We start from the raw sequence: 25331 nt of genomic DNA on the forward strand, positions 1-25331 counted from the left end.
CCGGACGATAGAAGGTGGCACTGACAATGCGGTGTGACCTGCGGTTTCACTGCACGCTCGCGGGCAGGTACGGCGCCGTGGAGGGCAGCCCCAGGTCCGAGGGGAGCAGGGATCCGACCCAGCAGTCCCGGCGCACCCCCTTGTTGTTGATCGCGGAGCGCAGCGTGCCCTCCATGGTGAAACCCGCGCGCTCGGCCACCGCGCGGGAGGCGTGGTTGCCGACCTCGGCGCGCCATTCGACCCGGTCGACGCCGACCTCGGTGAAGATCCACCGGCAGGCGGTGAGCGTGGCCTCGGTGACGTAACCGCGGCCGCGATGCTCCTTGGCCCCCCAGAAGCCGACCTCCGCCACGCCGAGCGAGCGCATGGTGAGACTGAGCATGCCGGCGAGTTCCCCGCCGTCGAGGAACACGCCGAAGGTGAACATCGAGCCCTGCGCCCAGCCGTCCGGGACCATCTGCTCGGTGAAGCCGCTCGCGTGCTCGGGCAGGTACGGCGACGGCACGGTGGTCCAGCGCTGGATGTCCGGGTCCTGCGCGGCGTCGTACACGGCCTGGGTGTCGTGCGCGCCGACCGTGCGCAGGAGCAGGCGCTTCGTGGTGAGTGTGACGGGTTCCATCGGCTGATTGTGCTCGCCGTCCCCCGGTCGGGCCAACGTTTTTCGCTGTACGTGATCATGTGATCACGATTCGCGCAATACCCCGCCCGGCCGCGGCACTATCGGCGCGCCCCGTGCGTTGTCCTGGATGAGGCAGTCGTCGGGGCGCCGGGCCTCCCGGCCCAGCCGGGTCCTCGCATACGATGGCCGTTGCTCAGTAAGTCAAACGGAAACCGACCGTCCCAGGCCCGACCGGCAAGGAGACAAACCCCCGTGTCCGTCCTCTCGAAGATCATGCGTGCAGGCGAAGGCAAGATCCTGCGCAAGCTGCACCGCATCGCGGACCAGGTCAACTCCATCGAAGAGGACTTCGTGAACCTCTCCGACGCCGAGCTGCGGGCCCTCACCGATGAGTACAAGCAGCGGTACGCCGATGGTGAGAGCCTGGACGACCTGCTCCCGGAGGCGTTCGCCACCGTCCGCGAGGCGGCCAAGCGCGTACTCGGCCAGCGGCACTACGACGTGCAGTTGATGGGCGGCGCCGCCCTCCACCTCGGCTACGTGGCCGAGATGAAGACCGGTGAGGGCAAGACCCTCGTCGGCACCCTGCCCGCGTATCTGAACGCCCTGTCCGGTGACGGCGTCCACATCGTCACGGTCAACGACTACCTGGCCGAGCGCGACTCCGAGATGATGGGCCGCGTCCACAAGTTCCTGGGCCTGGACGTCGGCGTCATCCTCGCCAGCATGACCCCGGCACAGCGCCGCGAGCAGTACAACTGCGACATCACCTACGGCACGAACAACGAGTTCGGCTTCGACTACCTGCGCGACAACATGGCGTGGTCGAAGGACGAGCTGGTGCAGCGCGGGCACAACTTCGCGATCGTCGACGAGGTCGACTCGATCCTCATCGACGAGGCCCGTACGCCGCTGATCATCTCCGGCCCGGCCGACCAGGCCACCAAGTGGTACGGCGACTTCGCCAAACTGGTCACCCGCCTCAAGCGCGGCGAGGCCGGCAACCCGCTCAAGGGCGTCGAGGAGACCGGCGACTACGACGTCGACGAGAAGAAGCGCACGGTCGCCATCCACGAGTCCGGCGTCTCCAAGGTCGAGGACTGGCTGGGCATCGACAACCTCTACGAGTCGGTGAACACCCCGCTCGTGGGCTACCTGAACAACGCCATCAAGGCCAAGGAGCTCTTCAAGCGCGACAAGGACTACGTCGTCATCGACGGCGAGGTCATGATCGTCGACGAGCACACCGGCCGTATCCTCGCCGGCCGCCGCTACAACGAGGGCATGCACCAGGCGATCGAGGCGAAGGAAGGGGTGGACATCAAGGACGAGAACCAGACCCTCGCCACGATCACCCTGCAGAACTTCTTCCGCCTCTACGAGAAGCTCTCCGGCATGACCGGTACGGCGATGACCGAGGCCGCCGAGTTCCACCAGATCTACAAGCTCGGCGTGGTCCCGATCCCGACCAACAAGCCGATGGTCCGCAAGGACCAGTCGGACCTGATCTACCGCACCGAGGTCGCCAAGTTCGAGGCGGTCGTCGACGACATCGCCGAGAAGCACGAGAAGGGCCAGCCGATCCTCGTCGGCACGACCTCCGTCGAGAAGTCGGAGTACCTCTCGCAGCAGCTCAGCAAGCGCGGCGTCCAGCACGAGGTGCTGAACGCCAAGCACCACGAGCGTGAGGCGCAGATCGTCGCGCAGGCCGGCCGCAAGGGCGCGGTGACCGTGGCCACCAACATGGCCGGTCGTGGTACCGACATCAAGCTCGGCGGCAACCCCGAGGACCTCGCCGAGGCGGAGCTGCGTCAGCGTGGCCTCGACCCCGAGGAGCACATCGAGGAGTGGGCCGCGGCCCTGCCCGCGGCGCTGGAGCGGGCCGAGGCGGCGGTCAAGGCCGAGAAGGAGGAGGTCGAGGCTCTCGGCGGTCTCTACGTCCTCGGCACGGAGCGGCACGAGTCGCGTCGTATCGACAACCAGCTGCGCGGCCGTTCCGGCCGTCAGGGCGACCCCGGTGAGTCCCGCTTCTACCTCTCCCTCGGTGACGACCTGATGCGCCTGTTCAAGGCCCAGATGGTCGAGCGCGTGATGTCCATGGCCAACGTGCCGGACGACGTGCCGATCGAGAACAAGATGGTCACGCGCGCGATCGCGTCCGCGCAGTCGCAGGTCGAGCAGCAGAACTTCGAGACCCGTAAGAACGTTCTGAAGTACGACGAGGTCCTCAACCGGCAGCGCGAGGTCATCTACGGCGAGCGGCGCCGCGTGCTGGAGGGCGAGGATCTGCACGAGCAGATCCAGCACTTCATGGACGACACCATCGACGCGTACGTCCACGCGGAGACCTCCGAGGGCTTCCCCGAGGACTGGGACCTGGACCGGCTGTGGGGCGCCTTCCGGCAGCTGTACCCGGTGAAGGTCACCATCGAGGAGCTGGAGGACGCGGCCGGCGACCGGGCCGGTCTGACCGCCGAGTTCATCTCCGAGTCCATCAAGGACGACATCCACGAGCAGTACGAGGCCCGGGAGGCGCAGCTCGGCTCCGAGATCATGCGGGAGCTGGAGCGCCGGGTCGTGCTGTCGGTCCTCGACCGCAAGTGGCGCGAACACCTCTACGAGATGGACTACCTCCAGGAGGGCATCGGACTGCGCGCGATGGCGCAGAAGGACCCGCTGGTCGAGTACCAGCGCGAGGGCTTCGACATGTTCACCGCGATGATGGAGGGCATCAAGGAGGAGTCCGTCGGCTATCTGTTCAACCTGGAGGTCCAGGTCGAGCAGCAGGTCGAGGAAGTCCCGGTCGAGGCCCTGGAGTCGGCCGGCGAGGGTGTCCAGGACACGGTTCCGGCGCAGGCCGGGGCGCGGCCGGAGATCCGGGCCAAGGGGCTGGACGTTCCGCAGCGCAGGGACCTGCACTTCTCGGCGCCGACCGTGGACGGTGAGGGCGGCATCGTGGAGCGCGACCTCGAGGACGAGGAGCCGGTGCGTTCCGAGGCGGACGGTCTCACGCGGGCCGAGCGGCGGCGGCAGGCGAAGGGCGGCCGACGCCGCAAGAAGTGACGCGCCGCCGTTCAGTGGCCGTTGAGAAGGGCCGGGTTCCTTTCGGGGCCCGGCCCTTCTCCGCTCACTGCTCCGGGCAGGGGCTCGGACTACGGGCGGGGACCGGTCTCCACGGCCGTGCAGCGCCAGCGGAGGTCCTGACCGCGCTCCAGGCGGAAGGCCAGGGCGCGCAGCCGGTCGCCCGCGGCGATGCGGGCGAAGACCTCGAGGGCGCCCTCGCTGGGGACGTAGTAGCCGAGGTCGCGGACGACCGGGCGGGTTCCGCGTGTGCGCAGAGGGCTGCGTTCGGCGAGGCGGGCCAGTTCGTCGTAGGCCCGGCCGGTGGTGTGCCGGAGCATCCAGTGGACGGGCCGCTGACCGCTCAGGACGGCCAGCAGACGGTCGGCGAAGAGGTCTGTGGGGCGTGGCGGCGGCAGGACGGCCACCGGCGCCGTACGGGCCGGGCTCGCGCTGTCCGGTGTGGCCGGTGGCATCTGGCGCTGGTTCCCGATCGGCGGCTTGCGGGGCGGGGCACCGCCCGGACGACGGGTGTCGTGCCGGGTGGGCGGGCGGTGGCGCGGGTGCGGGGTGCGGCTCGTCGCCCCGGGCGTGGTGCGGCTCATGACCTTTTTCATGGCGTCCCCGTTCGGCGGGCCCGGACGTACCGGGCGGTAACTCGCTGGTGGGGATCTTGTACGGGGCCGGGAAGGGAGTGGCAAGGAAGGCGAGGACGTGGCGGCCGGGCCGGACGGGTTCACCTATCCGAGGGAGGCGGGGGCCGCCGGGCCCCGAGGCGTGGCGGGCGTGGCGGGTGAATGCCGGGCACGCGGTGGACGGCTCCCGGGGTGCGGGCACAGACCCGAAAGGGGACGGCCGCACGCGTATCCTGAGGGTTCTCCGGGAGACGCGGCAGTCGGCCTTCCCGGGGGCCCCAGCGGAGCCTTTTGAGCAGGAAAGAGCGGCCAGCATGCGTGTCTACGTCCCCCTGACCCTCCCCGGTCTCGCCGAGGCGCACAAGACCGGCGAGCTGGGGACAGGCCCCTTCGCCGCGTATGCCGTCACCCCCGCGCTGCGCGAGTGGTACCTGTCGGAGGACATCGAGGAACTGGAGTACGCGGCGCTCACCCGGGCCGCGCTGGCGTCGTTGCGGCTGCTGGCGGCGGATCCGGGTGCGGTACGGCGCCGGGTCGTGGTCGCCGTGGACGTGGCCGACGGCGCCGTGCGCGTGGACCCGGACCGCGGGCTCGATCCGTCCGCGCTCGGTGAGGTGGCCGTGACGGCTGCCGTGCCGCTCGCCGAGGCGGCAGCGGTGCACGTCGACGCCGAAGACGCGGCGCGGGACGTGGCCGCGGCGGCGGAGGCGCTGGAGGCGGCCGACGGCGGGGACGACGACGCGCAGTTCGTCGTGGACGGCGCGGACGACCATGAGCTGCTGTGGTATGCCACGCAGGAGATCCCCAACCTGATCGTCCAGGCCTGACCCCCCCCGCGTCGCCCGGAGCCGGCCGGGCGCAGTCGCCGGCCGACGCGGTTGTCAGTGGGGCCGGGTACGGTCTTTGGCATGGGGATGCACGAAAGCGCGCACATCGTCTGGGACTGGAACGGCACGTTGTTCCACGACAATGACGCGATCATCGGGGCGACGAACGCGGCCTTCGCCGAGCTGGGGCTGGCGCCGATCACCCTGGAGCAGTACCGGGCGCTGTACTGCGTGCCGGTGCCGAAGTTCTACGAGCGGCTGATCGGGCGGCTGCCGACCGATGCCGAGTGGCAGCTGATGGACGCGGTCTTCCACCGGTACTACGCCGAGCACCGAGCGCGGTGTGCTCTGACCGAGGGGGCCGAGGAACTGCTCGCGGGGTGGCGGTCGGCGGGCCACAGCCAGTCGCTGCTGAGCATGTACGTGCACGAGGAACTGGTGCCGCTCGTGCGGGGTTTCGGGATAGAGACGCATTTCCTCCGGGTCGACGGGCGCACGGGACCGTCCGGGGGGAGCAAGGCCGAGCACATGGTCCGGCACCTGGCGGCGCTGAGCGGGGTGGTGGAGCCTGCCCGGACCGTCGTGATCGGGGACGCGGCGGACGACGCCGTCGCGGCGCGGGGGGTGGGAGCGCGGGCCGTGCTGTACACCGGGGGGTCGCACGGCCGGGCCAGCCTCGAGGCAGTGGGCGTGCCGGTGGTGGACACACTGGCGGAGGCGGTGGAGGAGGCCCAGCGCATAGCGGCGTAGCCGAGAGCGCCTCCGCCGCCCGGTCTCAGCTCACCGGTGCCTTGGAGCGCAGCACCTTCAGGAACTCGCGCATCCAGGTCGGGTGGTCGGGCCAGGCCCGGGAGGAGACGAGGGTGCCGTCGACCACGGCTTCGGCGTCCTGGAAGCTCGCTCCGGCGGCCTGCATGTCCGGCTCCAGTGCGGGGTACGCCGTGACCCGGCGGCCGCGCAGGCTGTCGATCGCCGCGGTGAGCAGGGGGCCGTGGCAGATCTGGGCCACCGGCCGGTCGGAGTCGAAGAACGCCTTGAGGATCTTGCGCAGTTCCGGGTCGTTGCGCAGATACTCGGGTGCCCGGCCGCCGGGGATGACGAGGGCCGCGTACGCGCCGGGGTCCACGTCCGCGAAGGCCAGGTCGGCGGGCCAGGTGTAGCCGGGCTTCTCGGTGTAGGTGTCGTAGCCGGCTTCGAAGTCGTGGACGACGAAGCGGAGGGTCTTGCGGGACGGGGCCGCGATGTGGACCTCGTATCCTTCCTCGCGAAGGCGCTGGTACGGGTAGAGGACTTCCAGGGACTCCGCCGCATCGCCGGTGACGATCAGGATCTTCGTGGGCATGTCGGCTCCTCCGGGTGCTCCGGTTCTCCTGCCACGGCCTGTGCGCACTGCCCGCGCGCCGTCCGTGCGTTCCGTGTGCTCCTGCGCGGGACTCGCTGTCTCCGGCAACGTGCCAACACCGGGCGTGCTTGCCAAGAGGGCCGTCGCCGTTCCGGCCCACGTCCGCCGTCCCGGCGCCGGCACCCGCGGGGTGGCAGGGCGTCCTGCTCTCAGAGTGCGGGCGCGCTCCGCCCGGCGCGACCGGGCAACCCCGGATGCGTCACCACCCTCCGGATACGTCACCACGGCCCACCCCACCCCTGTGCAGAACGTCAAACTTCACCCCCCGGTTTTGTACACATACGGCTCATGACGGGCCCCGGGTGAGGAGCGATAGCCTTGTGGCGTGATCAGCGCGATATCTCGCGGGGGCAACGCCGCCCCTGCCCTGCGCCCGGGTTGCACGGAGCACCTCCGTGACCGGGCGGCGGTCGCTGGTCTTCGCGGGCGGGACGGGGCCGTCGCAGCTCCCTGGACGCCGAGGACACCCCCGGAGTCGGCGGTGCCGAGAGCAGCGTCACACCCGACGGGCGTATCGAGAATGGCTGAAATCCCCCCGCTCATCTCACCTCGCGGCATAGCGTCGATGCGGACCGGAGACCCCGGGCCGTGGCGTCGAGCCGGAGGGAAAGAGACCGTACTTCCTTCTACGTCACGCAACGGCGCGCGACAGGAGTCAGAGGACAATGCAGACCAAGCTGGACGAAGCAAAGGCCGAGCTGCTCGAGAGGGCTGCCCGGGTAGCTGAGAACAGCCCGGTCGGGGGGTACCTACCGACCGGGACCGCGGGCGAGGGCTCCCCGGGCACCCCGGACAGCGAGTCCGTGCTCGCGTTCCTCCAGCGCTACTACCTGCACACCGCCCCGGAAGACCTCACCGACCGCGACCCGGTCGACGTCTTCGGTGCCGCGGTCTCGCACTACCGTCTCGCCGAGAACCGCCCCCAGGGCACGGCGAACGTGCGGGTCCACACCCCGACCGTGGAGGAGAACGGGTGGACCTGCAGTCACTCGGTCGTGGAGGTCGTCACCGACGACATGCCCTTCCTCGTCGACTCGGTCACCAATGAGCTGACCCGGCGCGGACGCGGCATCCACGTCGTCGTCCACCCGCAGTTCGTCGTCCGGCGTGACCTGACCGGCAGGCTGATCGAGGTCCTGCCGACCCCGCCGAGCGGTGACCTGCCGCACGACGCGCACTTCGAGTCCTGGATCCACGTCGAGATCGACCGGGAGACCGACCGCGCCGACCTGAAGCAGATCACCGCCGACCTGCTGCGCGTGCTGAACGACGTTCGCGAGGCCGTCGAGGACTGGGAGAAGATGCGGGACGCGGCGACCCGCCTCGCCGACGGCCTGCAGAGCGAGCCCCTTCCCGGCGACCTGCCCGGGGCCGAGGCCGAGGAGGCCCGCGAGCTGCTGCGCTGGCTCGCCGACGACCACTTCACCTTCCTCGGCTTCCGCGAGTACCAGCTGCGCGAGGACGACACGCTGGCCGCCGTCCCCGGCACCGGCCTGGGCATACTGCGCTCGGACCCGCACCACGCCGAGGACGAGAAGCATCCGGTCAGCCCCTCCTTCGAGCGACTGCCGGCCGACGCCCGCGCCAAGGCCCGTGAGCACAGGCTGCTCGTGCTGACCAAGGCCAACAGCCGCGCCACCGTGCACCGGCCGTCGTACCTGGACTACATCGGCGTCAAGAAGTTCGACGCGGACGGCAATGTCGTCGGCGAGCGCCGCTTCCTGGGCCTGTTCTCCTCCGCCGCCTACACCGAGTCCGTGCGTCGCGTCCCGGTCATCCGCCGCAAGGTCGACGAGGTGCTGGAGCGCGCCGGGTTCTCGCCCCACAGCCACGACGGCCGCGACCTGCTGCAGATCCTGGAGACCTACCCGCGCGACGAGCTGTTCCAGACGCCCGCCGCCGAACTGCAGTCCATCGTCACGAGCGTTCTCTACCTGCAGGAGCGGCGCCGGCTGCGGCTCTACCTGCGCCAGGACGAGTACGGCCGCTACTACTCGGCCCTCGTGTACCTGCCGCGCGACCGCTACACCACCGGGGTCCGGCTGAGGATCATCGACATCCTCAAGGAGGAGCTCGGCGGCGTCAGCGTCGACTTCACCGCCTGGAACACCGAGTCGATCCTCTCCCGGCTGCACTTCGTCGTCCGCGTCCCGCCGGGCACCGAGTTGCCCCAGCTGTCGGACGCCGACCGGGACCGCATCGAGGCCCGTCTGGTCGAGGCGGCCCGGTCCTGGGCCGACGCGTTCGCCGAGGCGCTGACCGCCGAGTGCGGCGAGGAGCGCGCGGCCGAGGTGCTGCGCCGCTACAACAACGCCTTCCCCGAGGGTTACAAGGCCGACCACACCCCGCGCGCCGCGGTCGCCGACCTGGTCCACCTGGAGCAGCTCAGCGAGGACAAGACGTTCAGCCTGAGCCTGTACGAGCCGGTGGGCGCCGGACCGGAGGAGCGCCGGTTCAAGATCTACCAGAAGGGCGGCACCGTCTCCCTGTCCAAGGTGCTGCCGGTGCTCAGCCGCCTCGGCGTCGAGGTCACCGACGAGCGGCCGTACGAGCTGCGCTGCGCCGACCGCACCACCGCCTGGATCTACGACTTCGGTCTGCGCATGCCCAAGGCGGCCGGCGCCGCCGGGGAGTACCTCGGCGACGACGCCCGCGAGCGCTTCCAGGAGGCCTTCGCCGCCACCTGGACCGGCAAGGCGGAGAACGACGGCTTCAACGCCCTGGTGCTGAGCGCCGGGCTGAGCTGGCGGCAGGCCATGGTGCTGCGCGCCTACGCCAAGTACCTGCGGCAGGCCGGCTCCACCTTCTCGCAGGACTACATGGAGGACACCCTCCGCAACAACGTCCACACCACCCGCCTCCTGATCTCGCTGTTCGAGGCGCGGATGTCGCCGGACCGGCAGAAGGCCGGCCTGGAGATCACGGACGCCCTGCTGGAGGAGCTGGACGCGGCCCTGGACCAGGTGGCGAGCCTGGACGAGGACCGGATCCTGCGCTCCTTCCTCACCGTGATCAAGGCGACCCTGCGCACGAACTTCTTCCAGGAGGCGGAGGGCGGCAGGCCGCACGACTACGTCTCCATGAAGTTCGACCCGCAGGCCATTCCGGACCTGCCGGCGCCGCGCCCGGCGTACGAGATCTGGGTGTACTCGCCACGCGTCGAGGGCGTCCACCTGCGCTTCGGCAAGGTCGCGCGCGGCGGTCTGCGCTGGTCCGACCGGCGTGAGGACTTCCGCACCGAGATCCTCGGCCTGGTCAAGGCGCAGATGGTGAAGAACACCGTCATCGTGCCGGTCGGCGCCAAGGGCGGCTTCGTCGCCAAGCAGCTGCCGGACCCGAGCGTGGACCGCGACGCCTGGCTGGCCGAGGGCATCGCCAGCTACAAGACGTTCATCTCGGCGCTGCTCGACATCACCGACAACATGGTCGCCGGCGAGGTCGTGCCCCCGCAGGACGTGGTCCGGCACGACGGCGACGACACCTACCTGGTCGTCGCGGCCGACAAGGGCACCGCCACCTTCTCCGACATCGCCAACGGGGTCGCCGAGAAGTACAACTTCTGGCTCGGTGACGCCTTCGCCTCCGGCGGCTCGGCCGGCTACGACCACAAGGGCATGGGCATCACCGCGCGCGGCGCGTGGGAGTCCGTGAAGCGGCACTTCCGCGAGCTGGGCGTGGACACGCAGTCCGAGGACTTCACGGTCGTCGGCATCGGTGACATGTCCGGTGACGTGTTCGGCAACGGCATGCTGCTGTCCGAGCACATCCGCCTGGTCGCCGCCTTCGACCACCGGCACATCTTCATCGACCCGACCCCCGACGCGGTCACCTCCTACGCCGAGCGCCGCCGGCTGTTCGAGCTGCCCCGCTCCAGCTGGGCCGACTACAACACCGAGCTGCTGTCGGCCGGCGGCGGGATCTTCCCGCGCAGCGCCAAGTCGATCCCGGTCAACGCCCACATCCGCGAGGCCCTCGGCATCGAGGACAAGGTCACCAAGATGACCCCGGCCGACCTGATGAAGGCCATCCTGAGGTCGCCGGTGGACCTGCTGTGGAACGGCGGCATCGGCACGTACGTGAAGTCGTCGGCCGAGTCGCACGCGGACGTCGGCGACAAGGCCAACGACGCCATCCGGGTCGACGGCAGCGACCTGCGGGTCAAGGTCGTCGGCGAGGGCGGCAACCTGGGCCTGACCCAGCTCGGCCGGATCGAGTTCGCCATGCACGGCGGCAAGATCAACACCGACGCGATCGACAACAGCGCCGGCGTGGACACCTCCGACCACGAGGTGAACATCAAGATCCTGCTGAACGGCCTGGTCGCGGACGGCGACATGACCGTCAAGCAGCGCAACAAGATCCTCGCCGAGATGACCGACGAGGTCGGTGAGCTGGTCCTGCGCAACAACTACGCGCAGAACACCGCTCTGGCCAACGCCCTGTTCCAGGCCAAGGACATGCTCCACGCCCAGCAGCGGTTCATCCGCCACCTGGTGCGCGAGGGCCACCTGGACCGGGCGCTGGAGTTCCTGCCGACCGACCGCCAGATCCGCGAGCGGCTCGCCCAGGGGCAGGGGCTGACCGGCCCGGAGACCGCCGTCGTCCTGGCGTACACGAAGATCACGGTTGCCGAGGAGCTGCTGCACACCACCCTGCCCGACGACCCGTACCTGCGCGGCCTGCTGCACGCGTACTTCCCGACCGCCCTGCGCGAGCGGTTCGCCGAGGCCATCGACAACCACCCGCTGCGCCGTGAGATCACCACGACCGTGCTGGTCAACGACACGGTCAACACGGGCGGTACGACCTATCTGCACCGGCTGCGCGAGGAGACCGGGGCCTCCCTGGAGGAGATCGTCCGGGCGCAGACCGCGGCCCGCGCGATCTTCCTCTCGGCACCGGTGTGGGACGCGGTGGAGGACCTGGACAACAAGGTCGACGCCGCGGTGCAGACCCGGATCCGGCTGCACTCGCGTCGGCTCGTCGAACGCGGCACGCGCTGGCTGCTCAACAACCGGCCGCAGCCGCTGCAGCTCGCCGAGACGGTCGAGTTCTTCGCCGAGCGGGTCGAGCGGGTCTGGCAGGAGCTGCCGAAGCTGCTCAGGGGCGGGGACCTGGAGTGGTACCAGCACGTGTACGACGAGCTGTCCGCGGCCGGCGTCCCGGACGAACTCGCCACGCGCGTGGCCGGGTTCTCCTCCGCCTTCCCGGCGCTCGACATCGTGTCGGTGGCCGACCGCATGGGCAAGGAGCCGCTGGACGTCGCCGAGGTGTACTACGACCTCGCCGACCGGCTCAACATCACCCAGCTGATGGACCGCATCATCGAGCTGCCCCGCAACGACCGCTGGCAGTCCATGGCCCGCGCCTCCATCCGCGAGGACCTGTACGCGGCACACGCGGCGCTCACCGCGGACGTCCTCGCGGTCGGCAACGGCACCTCCACGCCGGAGCAGCGCTTCAAGGCCTGGGAGCAGAAGAACGCGCCCATCCTGAGCCGCGCGCGCACCACCCTGGAGGAGATCCGTAGTTCGGAGACGTTCGACCTCGCCAACCTCTCGGTGGCGATGCGGACGATGCGGACGCTGCTGCGCACGCATTCGTAGCCGCACGAGGGTGCGGGCGCCCCGGGCCGACGGGGAATCGGCCCGGGGCGTTCCGTTTCTTGCCGAGGATTAGTCAAAAAAGATCAACGAATTTACCGTTTCCTGCTAATCGATGGGTTTCGGATAGGGTCTGCGCTGTGACTGTTCAACTCACCGAGACGCGCCCGGCAGCGCCCCCCGCGCCGGCTCCGGCCCGGCGGCCCGCCACCCGGGTCGTGCTGGAGGTCGTGAAATTCGGGCTCGTCGGCGGCAGCGGTGTCCTCGTCAATTTCCTGATCTTCAACGTGCTGCTGCACGGTCTGGGTTGGCAGGCGATGACCGCGACCGTCCTGGCCAGCTGTATCGCGATGGCGACCAATTACCTGGGCTTCCGCTATTTCGCCTATCGCGACCGGGCCTCGCGCACCCGCGCACAGATCATCCTGTTCTTCGTCTTCAGCGGCCTCGGTGTCGTGATGGAAATCGGTCTGTTCTGGATCGGTTACCACGGTCTCGGCCTGCAGAGCGTGCTGGAGTCCAATGTGGCGAAGGCACTGTCGATCGTGCTCGCCTCCGCGTTCCGCTTCCTCGTCTACCGCACCTGGGTGTTCCAGCAGGATGCACACCGCACCGTCTGAGACCGAGCCGGTGAGCCGCACCGAACCGCCGACGGGCGCGGCGCGCGCCGGCCGAGCACTGCCGCAGGCGGCCGCGGCGCTCGTCGTGGTCCTGCTGCTCCTGGTGATCGTCCGCCTGCCCTGGGCGGGCGACCTCGGCATGCACGCGGCGACCATCCAGCGCCTGAGCCACCATCTGGCCCACCCCGGCAACCCGCTGGTCGACGCCGACACACCGAGCCCCTACTACTCGCCGTGGATGCTGGTCCTGGGCACCGTCGCCAAGCTGACCGGCCTGTCGGTGTTCGTGGTGCTGCGGCTCGCCGCGCTGACCGGCCTGACCCTGTTGGTCACCGGCGTGTGGCGGTACGTCCGCACCTTCTCCGTGCACCGCGCGGCCCCCGCCCTGGCCCTGCTGAGCCTGCTCTTCCTGTGGGGCACGCTGCTGTTCAACTGGTCCGGCTTCCTGGGCCTGAACTCCCTGGCGCTGACGGTCTCGTACCCCAGCGTGTTCGCCCTCGGCCTCACCTTCCACTTCTGGGCCTGGCTCACGCGCGCGGCACACGAGGAGGCGACGTGGGGGCGGTGGCTGTGGCTCGGCGTGCTGTGGGCCCTGATCCTGCTGTGCCACCAGTTCACCGGAGTCGTGGCCTCCCTCGGCGCGCTGGCGACGGTGATCGCGGCTCGCCCGCCCCGGCCGGTGCTGCTGCGCCTGGCCGGCGCACTGGCCCTGGGCGTGCTGCTGCTCTGGCTGTGGCCGTACTACGACTTCTTCTCCCTCTTCTCCGCCGGAGCGGATCTGGAGGCGATCCACAAGCCGCTGTACGACCATCTGCCCGCGCGGTTCGGCCTGGTGCTGCTCGGAGTGGCGGCGCTGGTGCTGCGCTTCCGGCGCGACCGGTGGGATCCGCTGGCGCTGTTCTTCGTGCTGGGCGTGCTGGTGTTCGCCGCGGGCGGGCTGAGCGGCCACTACTCCTGGGGCCGTGCCCTGCCCGCCGCGCTCGTCCCGGCGCAGCTCGCCGCCGCGCTGGAGGTCGTGTCGGCCGGGCGGCGGGCCGTGCGGGTGGGCTGGGCGTGCGTGCTGGGCGCCGCGCTGCTCGTCGGGGCGTGGACGCAGGTCGGCACCCTCGGCTATGTGACGGGTCGCGGCGCGCTGCCGTCCGCCGTCGCCGCGAAGTACCGGACACCGTGGGTCGGCTACCACTGGATCACGCCCTGGGTGAAGTACGGGGACGTCGTGATGGCCCGGGAGTTCCCCGCGCGGCAGATTCCGGCGTACGGGGCGTACACCGTGGCGCCCGGGTATCCGGATGTGTTCCTGCGGGACGCGGGGCGTCGGGAGGCGGCGGTGACGCGGTACTTCGCCGCCGGGACGTCCGCTTCGGGGCGGTCCGGGATTCTGCGGGAGTACGACGTGAAGTGGGTCGTGGGTCCCAGAGGCCTGGCGGGACCGGGACTTCGCGAGGTGAAGGTCGGCCCGGCTTCCCAGGTCCTGTACCGAGTGGTCCGATGAGCTGGCGGTGAGCGGGGGCGCTCACCGCCTCCGGCCGGGCGCCGGGGCGAGAAACACCTGAAGGGGCGCGCGGCACAGCCACGCGGCCCCTTCAGGAACGACGGCGCCTCGAGGGCGGCTGCTCTCTTACCGCAGCACGCTCGAGAGCAGCTTCGCCGCCTTGCGGACGCGGGGGCGGGCTACCTTCCGGACGACCGGGCGGATCACATGGGCCGTCACGCCCACCGGGCGCCAGCGGAACTGCATGCGGCCGGGGTTGCGGCCCTCGGGCTCGATGGTCAGCTCGTGCGGCGCCGCGCCGGAGCGGTACTCGATGCGGGCCCTGAGGGTCGGGAAGGTCAGCGGGGCCAGCAGCAGACCGGGGTTGGACAGGCCCTGCTGCTGGAGCCGGACCAGGGGGTGCCGTACGCCCTCGAAGCCCTGGAGGGGCAGCGGGGCCTCGCTCAGGTCCAGGCGGACCGTGCCCTCGAAGACACCAGGGCTGACCGGGTCCAGCCGGAAGGGCACCGTCAAACGGCGGTTGCCCGGCGACAGGATCAGGCCGGCGCGCTGCGGGCCGACCGGCAGGCGCAGGCCCGGGTCGTACGTGCGGACGGCCAGGGTGAGACAGGCCCCGGGGCCCGGCGTCAGCTCCGTGATCTCGTGCCGGAACAGCGCGCTCGGGAACGGACGCGTGTCCAGCTCGAGGTCGGACACGGCCAGTTCACGGCGGGCGCGGTCGGTCGGGGGAACCTCGTCACCCCAGTACGGGACACCGGAGGCGTCGGACGTGACCTGGCGCGGAGCGACCTCGTGTCCGAGTCCGCGGGCCGCGAGCCTGGTCTCCTCCAACCGGCCCTGCCGCAGCAGCTCCAGGACCACCCGCTCCTGCCGGGGCAGACGGACGTACGCACCGTCGGACAGCGTCTCCAGGTACGGGTTCATGATGTCGGCGAACGCCTGGAGCCACTCGTCGTCCCGGTAGGGCAGATCGCCCGCGTACAACCTGAAGTCGTGTTTGAGGAACTTGAAGTCCTTGTCCTCGCGCAGCCCGGTGTGTCCGCTCTCCACCAAGAAGTCGTCGATCATCCGGTGCACGCGGATGCGGTCCTCGACGTTGGAGATCTTGTGCCGCTGGTTGGAGATCGTGGCCTCGTCCGCCGCCGCGAACGGCTCGATGTACCAGACGTACACGGGGTCCGGGATGATCGTGAAAGTCTTCGCCAGACAGTACGACTGGATCGAGAACAGCTGGTCCTCGTAGTGGACGCCCTCGGGGAAACGGAGGTTGTGACGGTTCAGGAAGTCGGCGGTGTACATCCTGTTCGTCGACAGCGGCCAGAAGAGCAGGTCCGGCTCCGACTCGATGCTCTCCACCGTGCGCCGCTCGGCGAACAGGTTCTGCATCCACGTCGTGCGGCGCCCGGTGTCCACCCGGTGCCGCTGCACCGCGCCCATGGTGAAGTCCACCTCGCGCTCGCGGTGCGCGGCGAGCAGCAACTCGACCGCGCGGGGCGGTAGTTCGTCGTCGCTGTCGAGGAACATCAGGTACGGCGCCCGGGCGATCTCGATGGCCCGGTTGCGCGGGGCGCTGCAGCCGCCGCTGTTCTCCGGCAGGCGGAGGTAGCGGATGCGGGAGTCCTCCGACTCCAGCCGGCGCGCCACCGCGGGCGTGTCGTCCGTGGAGTGGTCGTCGCTGATGATGATCTCGATGTTCGCGTGCGTCTGCGCGCGCAGCGAGGCGACCGCCCGGGGAAGGCGGGCGGCGTCGTTGTAGACGATGACCGTCACCGTCACGTCGGGGGTCGTCATGCCGAGGCCTCCTCGGGGGTCGGGGCGGGGGTGCGTTCCTCGAGCGGGATCACCGGTGGCAGCGACTCCTCCGGTTCGCCCAGGAACACCCGTCGTACGACCCGTTCGGCGGCACGGCCGTCGTCGTACTCGCAGAAGCGGCGCCGGAAAGCGGCCCGTGCCTTGGCCGCGCTCTCGTCGCGCCAGGCGCCGGAGGCGAAGATCTCCGTCAGCTCCTCCTGGGTGCGGGCGACCTGGCCGGGGTGGTCGGTCATGAGGTCGAAGTAGACGCCGCGGGTGGTTCGGTAGGTCTCCCAGTCGTCGGCGTAGACGACGACCGGGCGGTCGAGGTTGGCGTAGTCGAACATGATCGAGGAGTAGTCCGTGACCAGCGCGTCGGCGGCCAGGCACAGCTCCTCGACGGGGTCGTAGGAGGAGACGTCGATGATCCGGCCGGAGCGGCGCAGGCCGGTCAGCGGGGAGGCGGCGCCGCCGTAGAAGTAGTGGGCGCGCACGAGCAGCACGGTGTCCTCGCCGAGCCGGTCGGCGAAGGCCGCGAGGTCCAGGCGCGGGGTGAAGCCGGCCTCGTAGTCGCGGTGGGTCGGGGCGTACAGCACGGCCGTCTTGCCCGGGGCGATACCGAGACGCTCGCGGGCCGCGCGGACCTCCTCCGCGCCGCTCGTGTAGAAGACGTCGTTGCGCGGATAGCCGTAGTCGAGGGAGGTGTAGCGGGCCGGGTAGGCGCGTTCCCACATGCGGGTGGTGTGGCTGTTGGCGCTGACGCTGTAGTCCCACTTGTCGATGCGGGCCAGCAGGGCGGCGAAGTCCAGGCCCTTGGAGGCGGCCGGGTGTTCCATCTGGTCCAGGCCCATGCGCTTGAGCGGGGTGCCGTGGTGGGTCTGGACGTGGATCGCGTCGGGGCGTTTGACCACCGCGTTGGGGAAGTTGACGTTGTTCGTCAGGTACTTGGCGGTGGCCAGCGTCTCCCAGTAGCGGCGGGTGCCGGGGACCACGAAGTCGGTGCCGGGCGGCAGCAGCGCCGTGTTCTCCTTCGACACCGTCCACACCTGGCGGATGTGCGGGGCGAGTTCGGTGAGCTTGACGGCGATCGCGGCCGGGTTGCAGGCCACGCCGCGATCCCAGTAGGCGGCGAACACGGCCAGGTTGTCGTCGACCGGGCGGCTCAGGGCGCGCCGGTACTGCTGGTCGCGGAGCTTGGTGCCGACCTGTTTCTTGCGGCTCCGTACGGCCTTCTTGGCGGCGCGGCGGGTGCGGTTGGCGGCCTGGAACGCGCGGTACTTGGTGTACGCGCCCTCCTCCAGCAGGGCGTGCCGCACGCCCTCCACGCCGGCCGGGCGCTCGTGGTTCCCGGGGCGCCAGCGGACCGCGGCGAGGGAGGCACGGCGGAAGAACTCGCGGGCCACCGCGTCGGGCAGGTTCTCGCCCGCGAAGGTGCGCACGAGGTCGCGCATCATCAGGTCGTAGAGCACCGCGCGGGCGGCGTGGCGGTCCTTGACGAGCGCGAGCAGCGATTCGTAGCGCTCGATCAGCGCGAAGCGGTCCTCGGGGGCGAGCGGGGGCAGGCTCTCGGGGCGCAGTTCACGGTTGTCGTACGCCACCTGGTTCAGGCAGGCGACGTGGCCGGCGTGCAGCAGGACGGCGTGCGCGGCCTGTGCTTCGTCGTCGGTGGTGAACTGCTCCTCGTGGGCCCGCCAGAAGCCGGCGCGCAGGGCGCGGTTGCCGAGGATCTGCGTGAGGCGCAGCAGGTCGGCGGCCCCGTCCAGGGGGAGGCTCTCGCGGCCGACGGCGGCGAGGAGGCGGCCGTCGCGGGAGGGGGTGCCGGCGGTCTGCCAGGTGGTGCTGACATGGTCGAAGAGGAGCACGTCGGCGTCCTCGGCGCCGGCGGCGTCCAGTTCGGCGGTCCGCTCGGCGATCTGCCGGGGGGCACCGGCCGGCAGGCTGTCCTTGGCGTGGACGAAGTGCAGCCAGCGGCCGGTGGCGCGGGCGGCACCGGCGGCGCGGGCCGCCGCGTCGGAGGTGTCCTCCGGCAGCGGTACGACCACGGTCTCGGGTGCGTGGCCCTCGGCCGTCTCCAGCGCCCAGTCGCCGACCGCGGCGACGATGACCTCGGCGTCGGGCAGCGGCCGGGACTCCAGGGAATCCAGCAGCTCTGTCAGATGCCCCTGTGCGTTCGGTCCGTAGACGATGACGCTGAGTTGGGGCATCGCAGTGGACTCCTTCGGTTGGTCGGCGTGGACAGCCTTCATAACATACTGTCACTAAGCGGATGAAAGGGATAACCGCACGTGGAGTAAGAGACGCCCGGAAAGGAAGATGGGGTTCCGTAGTCCGGGGTTTCCTTTCCGGCAACTTTTACGCCGCCTTCTTACCGTCCGCCTTCTTGTCGCCCTTGTCGCCGGTGAAGGCCTCGTACTCCTTCATGACGTCCTCGGTCGGCCCGTCCATGCGCAGCTCGCCGCGCTCGAGCCACAGGACCCGCTCGCAGGTGTCGCGGATCGACTTGTTGTTGTGGCTGACCAGGAAGACCGTGCCCGCGCGCTCGCGCAGTTCGCGGATCCGCTCCTCGGAGCGCATCTGGAACCGGCGGTCACCGGTGGCCAGGGCCTCGTCGATGAGGAGCACGTCGTGGTCCTTGGCGGCGGCGATGGAGAACCGGAGCCGGGCCGCCATGCCGGAGGAGTAGGTGCGCATGGGCAGGGTGATGAAGTCGCCCTTCTCGTTGATCCCGGAGAAGTCGACGATGTCCTGGTAGCGCTCCCGGACCTGCTCGCGGGACATGCCCATGGCGAGACCGCCGAGGTGGACGTTGCGTTCACCCGTGAGGTCGTTCATCAGGGCCGCGTTGACGCCGAGCAGCGAGGGCTGGCCGTTGGTGTAGATGTGTCCGTTCTCGACGGGGAGCAGCCCGGCGACGGCCTTCAGCAGCGTCGACTTGCCGGATCCGTTGGTGCCGATGAGGCCGATCGCCTCCCCCTTGTAGGCGATGAAGGACACGTTCTTGACCGCGTGCACCCGGCGCACGCCGGCCGCCTTCTCGGCCTGCTTGCGGCGCAGGATGCGGTTGAGGGCGGCGGTGGCGGAGCCGCGGCCCGCGCCGGTGCCGTTGACGCGGTAGACGATGTCGACGCCGTCGCAGATGACGGTGGGGATGCTCTCGGTGGGGGTCTGCTCAGCCACGGCCGTACTTCTCCTCAGCCTTCCAGAAGTAGATGAAGCCGCCGATGCCGGCGACCAGGGCCCAGCCGGTGGCCGTCGCCCAGACGTGCGGGGGGAGCTGCTTGGCGTGGAAGCTCTTGATCAGCGCGTAGCGCATGAGGTCGATGTACACCGCGGCCGGGTTGCTCTCCAGCAGGACCGTGACGATGTGCGGCAGGTGGTCCTTCTTGGTGAGCTTGCCGATGCTCCACATGACACCGGACACGTACATCCAGGTGCGCAGCACGAACGGCATCAGCTGGGCGATGTCCGGGGTCTTGGCGCCCATCCGCGCCATGATCATCGCCGTGCCCGCGTTGAACAGGAACTGCAGGATCAGCGTCGGGATCACCAGCAGCCAGCCGGGGGTGACCGGCAGGCCGAAGCTCAGCAGGATGACGACCAGCGCGGCCATCGAGAACAGCAGCTGCTGGAGCTGCTGGATGCAGAAGGAGATCGGCAGGGCGGCGCGCGGGAAGTGCAGGGCGCGCACCAGGCCGAGGTTGCCGGAGATCGCGCGGGTGCCCACCTGGATCGAGCTCTGTGTGAACGTCCACACGAACACGCCGGTGACCAGGAAGGGGATGTAGTCCGGGACACCCTTCTTTGTGCCGAGCAGCACGCCGAAGATGAAGTAGTAGACCGCCGCGTTCAGCAGTGGGGTCATGACCTGCCAGACCTGGCCCAGCTTGGCCTCGCTGTACTGCGCGGTGAGCTTGGCCGTGGCGAAGGCGGTGATGAAGTGCCGCCGGGCCCACAGCTGGCGGATGTACTCCGGCAGGGTCGGGCGGGCGCCGCTGACCGACAGGCCGTGCCGGGCGGCGAGCGCCGCGAGATCGTCGTCGGCCGGGGCCTGGGTGGGGGGCGGTGTGTCGAGGACCTGGCTCACATCCGCTGCTTTCGCTCGGGGGAGGGGATGCCGCGGCCCGGCCGGCAGCCGGGGCGCTCCGGTCACGCGATCCGACGTTTCCTTACGTTTCTCTTCACGTTCTCTTACGTCGGAACGGGACCGTATCGTCGCATCGGGAGCGTAGAACCAATCGACGTCGGAACGCAACCGTTTCGTCGTAACGGCCTATGCTGTGGGTCATGACGACGAACGCCGACGAGCCCACGACGCGCCCGCGCCGCCGGACGCCCGCCGGGGCCGCCGTACTCCGGGAGGATGTGACCGAGGCCATCCGGGCAGCGGTCTTCGAAGAGCTCGCGGCCGTGGGCTACGCCCGCATGTCCATCGAGGGCATCGCGCGGCGGGCCGGCGTCGGCAAGACCGCGGTGTACCGGCGCTGGCGCTCCAAGCTGCACCTGGTGCTGGACGTCGTCTCGGCGATGGCGGTGCTGGGGCTGCCGGTGCCCGACACGGGCTCCCTGGAGGGCGACCTGCGCCTGCTCTACGAGGTCACCTCCCGTGCCCTGCGCCATCCGGTCGCCTCGCAGATCATCCCCGACCTCCAGGCGGAGGCGGCCCGCAACCCCGACATCGCCGACGCCTTCCAGAAGGCCCTGCGGGACGGCCAGGAGGGCGTGGCCAGCAAGATCGTGGCGGCGGCGGAGGAACGGGGCGAGGTCCGCGCGGGCGTCGACCCCGACCTCGCCCTCGACCTGATCTCCGGCCCTCTGTACTGGCGTGCGGTGGTGATCCGCTCGCCGAAGCTGCCGAAGGGCTACCTGGAAAACCTGGCCCGGGCCACGGCGGGGGCGCTCAAGGCGCTGTGAGGGGGTGCCGGCGCCGAGCGGTGCGTGGTGCCGGCGCTGGGCGGGGGCGGTTTCCCCGCCCGCGCCGACGGGGCGGCCCGCAGCTGTGCGGGTCGTGCGAGGAGCCGCCGCGCGGCCTGGAGGACCTGTCCGGCAATTCGCGTCGTTGCTGGAAGGGCGGCCGCGCGGCGTCAGGTGCGTGCTCTCGGCATGCCGGCCCCAGGCCCTCGTACCGGCGCGGCAGACGGGACTTTCGAAACACGCCCTAGAACCGTGCCGCCTCCGGGTGGTGGTGTACCCAGCCCTCCCAGGCCGAGGTGATCATGTCCTGGACGTCGTACTTCGCGTGCCAGCCCAGTTCCGTGGCGATGCGGGCGGCCGAGGCGACCACGCGTGCCGGGTCCCCGGGGCGGCGGGGGGTGACGGCCGGGGGGCGGGCGTAGCCGGTGATCGCGTTGATGCGGTCGATCATCTCGCGGACGGACACGCCCTCGCCGCGGCCGATGTTGAGCGTCAGGTCGGTGCCGGGGGAGGAGGCCAGGGCACGGGCGACGGTGACATGGGCCTCGGCCAGGTCGACCACGTGGATGTAGTCGCGCACACAGGTGCCGTCCGGCGTGGGGTAGTCGTCGCCGAAGATCCGCGGCGGCGCGCCCTCGGTGAGCTTCTCGAAGACCATCGGGACGAGGTTGGACACACCGGTGTCGGCGAGTTCGGGGGAGGCCGCGCCTGCCACGTTGAAGTAGCGCAGGGAGGCCGTGGACAGGCCGGTCGCCCGGCCCGTCGCGCGCACCAGCCACTCCCCGACCAGCTTGGTCTCGCCGTAGGGGGACATCGGCAGGCACGGGGTCTCCTCCGTCACCAGGTCGACGTCCGGCATGCCGTAGACGGCGGCCGAGGAAGAGAAGACGAACGACGGCACCTGCGCCCGCGTCACCGCCTCCAGGAGGGTGCGCAGACCCTCGACGTTCTCCCGGTAGTAGTCCAGCGGGCGTTCCACCGACTCGCCGACCTGCTTCTTCGCCGCCAGATGCACGACCCCGCTGATCTCGTGCTCCGCGAGCGTGCGGGCCACCCGGTCCGCGTCCAGCACGGAGCCCCGCACCAGCGGAACCTCCGCCGGCACGCGCTCGGCGATGCCCGTGGACAGGTCGTCGTAGACCACCGTGCGCTCGCCCGCCTCGGTCATCGCCCGTACGACGTGTGCCCCGATGTATCCGGCACCGCCGGTGATCAGCCAGGTCATTGCGGCCGTCTCCTCGTCAGTCGGCCCGTGCGACCGCTCGGCGGAGCGGAAGCGGGCATCTCTCGGTCAAGCAGTGGGCGTCCCGTCGGCGCACTCGATGTCCCTGGTGACGCGGCGGGCGTCCCGGTGAATCCGGGGCCGTCTCAGTGAAGCAGGCGGCGGAGCCGGCCGCGCACCACCCGCAGTACCCCGCTCGCGCCGGTCGCCACGCGTATCGCCAGTGCGCCGGAGTGCGTGGCGTACGGCTGCACCAGGAGCAGGCCGTGCCGGAGGCTCGGGACGGCGCGCCGGGTCAGCCGGCCGGCGCCGGTCAGGGCGTGCGCCGTGGCCTCCCGGTGCGTGCCGTCCGCGAAGCGCACGGTCAGTCGCAGGTCCCAGGTGCCGGCGCCGAGCGCGTCCAGGACGACGGGCAGCTCGGCCGACCAGCTGTCCGCGGCGACATTCGCACCTGATTCCGAACCGGCGTGCACGTCGTTCGCGGCGCCGGAGGGCGTGAGCGGCACGGTCGTGCGCCCCCGCATCCGCTCGTCGTCCCGGGACTGCCACTCCACGTCCAGCTCGCGCGGGCCCGCCTCGGCGACCCTGCCGTACAGCTCGTGCAGCCGCAGGCGCAGCAGGGAGGCACGCGCGCGTGGCCGCAGTTCCGCGTCGACCGCGAGCGGCAGGACACCGGTGGGGCGGGTGAGGAACGGCGTGAGGGTGACCTGGGGGAGATCGGCGGACCAGACGGGGACGCCGTCGGGGGTGCGGGCGTACGGCGGCAGCAGCCGCGCCGGACGCGCGGCCAGCTCCCGCAGCCGGGGCAGGTCGCGGGGCTCCGGCGACTCCACGACCACCCGCGCCAGCACCCGGCCGGGAGCGCTCGGGTTCAGCTCCCAGTCGGCGGCGTCGTAGCGCGCGAGGTACTCCCGGGTGTGCGCCCACCACGCGCGCTGGTAGTCCGCGTCGCGCAACTCCAGCTCGCGCGCGTACATACGCACCTCGTGGTCGAGGAACTTGGCCCGCGCCGCCCTGGCCAGTTCCTTCTGCCCGGCGCCCAGCAGGATGTCGTACGCCAGCGCGCACGCCTCCACACGTGCCTTCCAGTTGTCTATGTGCTCCCGGTTCAGCGAGAGCGACAGTTGTTCGGCGGAGCGGCGCACGTGCCACACGTACACGCGGTCCGGCACGAGCGCGATGCGCGGGCCGGCGGCCAGCACGTGTGCGGTGAAGACGATGTCCTCGTAGAGGAAGCGGCCCTCGGGGAAGCGGATGCCGTGCTCGCGCAGGAAGTCGGTGCGGTACAGCTTGTTGACGCACAGCGTGTCGTGGACCAGGCGCGGGCGCTGGGAGGGACGCGCGAGTACGGTGTGCGCGGTGTAGAGGGGCGCCTGCCAGGGCTGTTCACGCCCCGAGGGCAGCTCCCGGCGCACGCACAGCCCGCTCGCGACCTCGGCGTGCGCCCCCGTGACCGCCGCCAGCAGCGTGTCCACCGCGTCGGGCGGCAGTACGTCGTCGCTGTCCAGGAACATCACGTACGGCGTGGTCACCGCGTCGATCCCGGCGTTGCGCGGGCTGCCGCAGCCGCCGCTGTTCGTGCCCAGGCGCACCACCCGCAGCCGGGGCTCCTCGGCGGCCAGCCGGTCCAGGACCTCGGCACTGCCGTCCGTGGAGCAGTCGTCCACGGCGACGACCTCCGCGACCGCCGGTCCCTGCGCCAGCGCCGAGCGCACGGCGTCGCCCACATGGGTACGGTCGTTGTAGCCGATGACGACGACACCGACCTGCGCCGTGCGCGGCGAGTCGGCGGTGTCTGCCGTATCGGCTGTGTCGTTCGGGTCTGATCGCATCGGGTCCACGGGCCGGGAGCGTAGAAATGTTCGGTAATACGCCGTTAAGAGAGGCTTAGCGCTCGATCCGGAAGACGGTCGGAACCGGGCCGGGGTTCCGTTGTTTGCCCGGTCTTTCCCTCCGGGTTCGCCGCGCGCCACAAGCGGACCAGCGACAGCACGGCCGCGACGGCCAGGATCCCGTTGCGGGCCAGCATCAGCAGACAGCCGGTCCAGGTGCCGGCGATCACCTCACCATAGTTCATCGGGAACACCAGGGTGCTCAGCGCCGTCGCTGCCAGGACCAGCGCGGCGACCGGCCGCTGGCAGGTGTGCCGTGAGGTCAGGCACACCGCGGCCAGACCGAGCAGCCAGATCATGTACTGCGGGCTGATCACCCGGCTGGTGACCGTGAACAGCAGCACCCCGCTCAGCGCGGCGTCGAACGGCGTGGCCTCGCTCCAGCGCCGCGCCCGCACCCGCCACAGCACCAGCAGGCCGAAGGCTGCCGCCGTCAACGCCAGGGACGCGTCGGCGACGGCTCCCACGTGCGGCCCGACCAGTTCGGTGGCGCCGTACCGGTAGCGCGCCCGGCCCGGCCAGCCGGCGTGCCGCGCCAGGTTCAGCGCGGTGCCGCCCAGGGACTCGATCTGCACGCCCCGTCCGCCCTGCTCGCGCAGAAAGGACAGGGGATGGTCGAACCGCACGGCGAGGACACCGAACGCCGTGGCTCCGGCCGCCGTCGCCCATCCCCACGCCCGGCGCGTCGCGGGCCCCCGGGGCGTGCCCAGCAGCACCAGCGCCGGCCATACCTTCACCAACGCGCCCAGCGCCCCGAGCGCACCGCACGCGCGCGAGGAGCGCCTGAGCGCCAGCAGGGAGAGCACGGCGAGGGCGGTGGCCTGGACGTCGTACCGGGCGAGCGGGAGCTGCAGCAGCAGGGGCAGGCCGCACGTCCACAGGGCCGCGCCGCGCAGGCTGCGCCCCCGAAGCCGTCCCGCGCGCGTCAGCGCGACCGTGACCAGCGCGTCCGCGACCAGCGTGAGCGCCACGAACGCCTGGAAGTACGTCAGCCAGGGCAGCATGCGTGGTGCCACCAGCACCGCGCCGGCGCCCGGCGGGTACTGCCACAGCGTGTCGTGCGTCGGGAAGGAGCCGTGCGCGAGCACGGCGTACCAGCCGAAGTACAGCTGCCACACCTCACGCGCCACCGTGCCCCCGCCCAGCAGCGGAGCGCTGTCGTGGGTGAGCAGCCACAGCATCAGGGCGCGGGTGGCCGACCAGGCGACAGTGACGTAGAGGACCCGACCGGAGTTGACACGGAGACGGTTCATCGCA

The 25331-nt window shown here is 70.7% G+C and carries 17 protein-coding genes; 7 read left to right on the forward strand and 10 right to left on the reverse strand.

The genetic code is table 11. The features are described 5' to 3' along the window. Positions 1 to 46: 46 nt before the first annotated feature. Positions 47 to 619 (reverse strand): GNAT family N-acetyltransferase, encoded by a 573-nt coding sequence (locus AC5WRT_RS22975; protein WP_496095515.1) that lies wholly within the window; start codon positions 617 to 619, stop codon positions 47 to 49. 252 nt (positions 620 to 871) lie between these two features. On the opposite strand from AC5WRT_RS22975, the gene secA reads away from it, so the two are divergent. Continuing rightward, positions 872 to 3682 carry a preprotein translocase subunit SecA gene (gene secA / locus AC5WRT_RS22980; RefSeq protein WP_496095514.1) on the forward strand — a complete coding sequence of 937 codons (2811 nt, stop codon included), beginning with the start codon at positions 872 to 874 and terminating at the stop codon, positions 3680 to 3682. Between the two features lie 89 nt (positions 3683 to 3771). Here secA and AC5WRT_RS22985 read toward each other — a convergent pair whose 3' ends face one another. Continuing rightward, positions 3772 to 4296 carry an Rv3235 family protein gene (locus tag AC5WRT_RS22985; protein WP_496095513.1) on the reverse strand — a complete coding sequence of 175 codons (525 nt, stop codon included), beginning with the start codon at positions 4294 to 4296 and terminating at the stop codon, positions 3772 to 3774. Between the two features lie 332 nt (positions 4297 to 4628). On the opposite strand from AC5WRT_RS22985, the gene AC5WRT_RS22990 reads away from it, so the two are divergent. Together AC5WRT_RS22990 and AC5WRT_RS22995 are read left to right on the forward strand one after the other, a co-directional pair. Further along, complete coding sequence (locus AC5WRT_RS22990; protein WP_496100561.1) at positions 4629 to 5141, forward strand: DUF6912 family protein; 513 nt, start codon at positions 4629 to 4631, stop codon at positions 5139 to 5141. An 81-nt stretch (positions 5142 to 5222) separates the two neighbouring features. Beyond that, a complete protein-coding gene (locus AC5WRT_RS22995; protein ID WP_496095511.1) occupies positions 5223 to 5891 on the forward strand; it encodes an HAD family hydrolase in 669 nt (222 codons plus the stop codon). 25 nt (positions 5892 to 5916) lie between these two features. On the opposite strand, the gene AC5WRT_RS23000 is transcribed toward AC5WRT_RS22995, so the two are convergent. Beyond that, positions 5917 to 6483 (reverse strand): DJ-1/PfpI family protein, encoded by a 567-nt coding sequence (locus tag AC5WRT_RS23000; RefSeq protein ID WP_496095510.1) that lies wholly within the window; start codon positions 6481 to 6483, stop codon positions 5917 to 5919. Positions 6484 to 7208: 725 nt separating this feature from the next. Between AC5WRT_RS23000 and AC5WRT_RS23005 the strand changes: the two genes are divergently transcribed. From AC5WRT_RS23005 to AC5WRT_RS23015, 3 genes are all read left to right on the forward strand, one after another. Continuing rightward, on the forward strand, positions 7209 to 12149 hold the full coding sequence (locus AC5WRT_RS23005) for an NAD-glutamate dehydrogenase (protein ID WP_496095509.1): 4941 nt from the start codon (positions 7209 to 7211) through the stop codon (positions 12147 to 12149). A 137-nt stretch (positions 12150 to 12286) separates the two neighbouring features. Further along, on the forward strand, positions 12287 to 12766 hold the full coding sequence (locus AC5WRT_RS23010; protein ID WP_496095508.1) for a GtrA family protein: 480 nt from the start codon (positions 12287 to 12289) through the stop codon (positions 12764 to 12766). Continuing rightward, positions 12747 to 14258, forward strand: a complete 1512-nt coding sequence (locus AC5WRT_RS23015) for a hypothetical protein (protein WP_496095507.1) — start codon at positions 12747 to 12749, stop codon at positions 14256 to 14258. The genes AC5WRT_RS23010 and AC5WRT_RS23015 overlap by 20 nt, the downstream gene beginning before the upstream one ends. A gap of 126 nt (positions 14259 to 14384) precedes the next feature. Here the strand turns inward: AC5WRT_RS23015 and AC5WRT_RS23020 are convergent, their stop codons facing one another. The 4 genes from AC5WRT_RS23020 to AC5WRT_RS23035 form a co-directional block, all read right to left on the reverse strand. Further along, positions 14385 to 16049: a glycosyltransferase family 2 protein gene (locus tag AC5WRT_RS23020; protein WP_496095506.1), complete on the reverse strand. Its 1665-nt coding sequence runs from the start codon at positions 16047 to 16049 to the stop codon at positions 14385 to 14387. Then, positions 16046 to 18253 carry a CDP-glycerol glycerophosphotransferase family protein gene (locus tag AC5WRT_RS23025; protein ID WP_496100562.1) on the reverse strand — a complete coding sequence of 736 codons (2208 nt, stop codon included), beginning with the start codon at positions 18251 to 18253 and terminating at the stop codon, positions 16046 to 16048. Before AC5WRT_RS23025 ends, AC5WRT_RS23020 begins: the two co-directional genes overlap by 4 nt. Before the next feature lie 148 nt (positions 18254 to 18401). Then, positions 18402 to 19226 carry an ABC transporter ATP-binding protein gene (locus AC5WRT_RS23030; RefSeq protein ID WP_496095504.1) on the reverse strand — a complete coding sequence of 275 codons (825 nt, stop codon included), beginning with the start codon at positions 19224 to 19226 and terminating at the stop codon, positions 18402 to 18404. Further along, positions 19219 to 20133 (reverse strand): ABC transporter permease, encoded by a 915-nt coding sequence (locus AC5WRT_RS23035; RefSeq protein ID WP_496095503.1) that lies wholly within the window; start codon positions 20131 to 20133, stop codon positions 19219 to 19221. The genes AC5WRT_RS23030 and AC5WRT_RS23035 overlap by 8 nt, the downstream gene beginning before the upstream one ends. A 200-nt stretch (positions 20134 to 20333) precedes the next feature. Here AC5WRT_RS23035 and AC5WRT_RS23040 point away from each other — a divergent pair, with 200 nt between their 5' ends. Beyond that, positions 20334 to 20960: a TetR/AcrR family transcriptional regulator gene (locus AC5WRT_RS23040; RefSeq protein WP_496095502.1), complete on the forward strand. Its 627-nt coding sequence runs from the start codon at positions 20334 to 20336 to the stop codon at positions 20958 to 20960. 244 nt (positions 20961 to 21204) lie between these two features. Here the strand turns inward: AC5WRT_RS23040 and galE are convergent, their stop codons facing one another. The 3 genes from galE to AC5WRT_RS23055 all read right to left on the reverse strand — a co-directional run bounded on the left by galE (position 21205) and on the right by AC5WRT_RS23055 (position 25327). Continuing rightward, on the reverse strand, positions 21205 to 22185 hold the full coding sequence (gene galE / locus AC5WRT_RS23045) for a UDP-glucose 4-epimerase GalE (RefSeq protein WP_496100563.1): 981 nt from the start codon (positions 22183 to 22185) through the stop codon (positions 21205 to 21207). Positions 22186 to 22328: 143 nt separating this feature from the next. Continuing rightward, positions 22329 to 24014, reverse strand: coding sequence for a glycosyltransferase family 2 protein (locus tag AC5WRT_RS23050; RefSeq protein ID WP_496095537.1), 1686 nt, complete (start codon positions 24012 to 24014; stop codon positions 22329 to 22331). A 44-nt stretch (positions 24015 to 24058) separates the two neighbouring features. After that, positions 24059 to 25327, reverse strand: coding sequence for a glycosyltransferase 87 family protein (locus AC5WRT_RS23055; protein ID WP_496095500.1), 1269 nt, complete (start codon positions 25325 to 25327; stop codon positions 24059 to 24061). Between the last annotated feature and the right edge of the window lie 4 nt (positions 25328 to 25331).

Source organism: Streptomyces sp. NTD91 (genome assembly GCF_059510455.1).

Excerpts from the sequence above, each read along its gene's own strand:
- AC5WRT_RS22975 (WP_496095515.1), bottom strand. The coding sequence starts at position 619 with ATGGAACCCGTCACACTCACCACGAAGCGCCTGCTCCTGCGCACGGTC.
- AC5WRT_RS22985 (WP_496095513.1), bottom strand. The coding sequence starts at position 4,296 with ATGAAAAAGGTCATGAGCCGCACCACGCCCGGGGCGACGAGCCGCACC.
- AC5WRT_RS22990 (WP_496100561.1), top strand. The coding sequence starts at position 4,629 with ATGCGTGTCTACGTCCCCCTGACCCTCCCCGGTCTCGCCGAGGCGCAC.
- AC5WRT_RS22995 (WP_496095511.1), top strand. The coding sequence starts at position 5,223 with ATGGGGATGCACGAAAGCGCGCACATCGTCTGGGACTGGAACGGCACG.
- AC5WRT_RS23000 (WP_496095510.1), bottom strand. The coding sequence starts at position 6,483 with ATGCCCACGAAGATCCTGATCGTCACCGGCGATGCGGCGGAGTCCCTG.
- AC5WRT_RS23005 (WP_496095509.1), top strand. The coding sequence starts at position 7,209 with ATGCAGACCAAGCTGGACGAAGCAAAGGCCGAGCTGCTCGAGAGGGCT.
- AC5WRT_RS23015 (WP_496095507.1), top strand. The coding sequence starts at position 12,747 with ATGCACACCGCACCGTCTGAGACCGAGCCGGTGAGCCGCACCGAACCG.
- AC5WRT_RS23020 (WP_496095506.1), bottom strand. The coding sequence starts at position 16,049 with ATGACGACCCCCGACGTGACGGTGACGGTCATCGTCTACAACGACGCC.
- AC5WRT_RS23025 (WP_496100562.1), bottom strand. The coding sequence starts at position 18,253 with ATGCCCCAACTCAGCGTCATCGTCTACGGACCGAACGCACAGGGGCAT.
- AC5WRT_RS23040 (WP_496095502.1), top strand. The coding sequence starts at position 20,334 with ATGACGACGAACGCCGACGAGCCCACGACGCGCCCGCGCCGCCGGACG.
- galE (WP_496100563.1), bottom strand. The coding sequence starts at position 22,185 with ATGACCTGGCTGATCACCGGCGGTGCCGGATACATCGGGGCACACGTC.
- AC5WRT_RS23050 (WP_496095537.1), bottom strand. The coding sequence starts at position 24,014 with ATGCGATCAGACCCGAACGACACAGCCGATACGGCAGACACCGCCGAC.
- AC5WRT_RS23055 (WP_496095500.1), bottom strand. The coding sequence starts at position 25,327 with ATGAACCGTCTCCGTGTCAACTCCGGTCGGGTCCTCTACGTCACTGTC.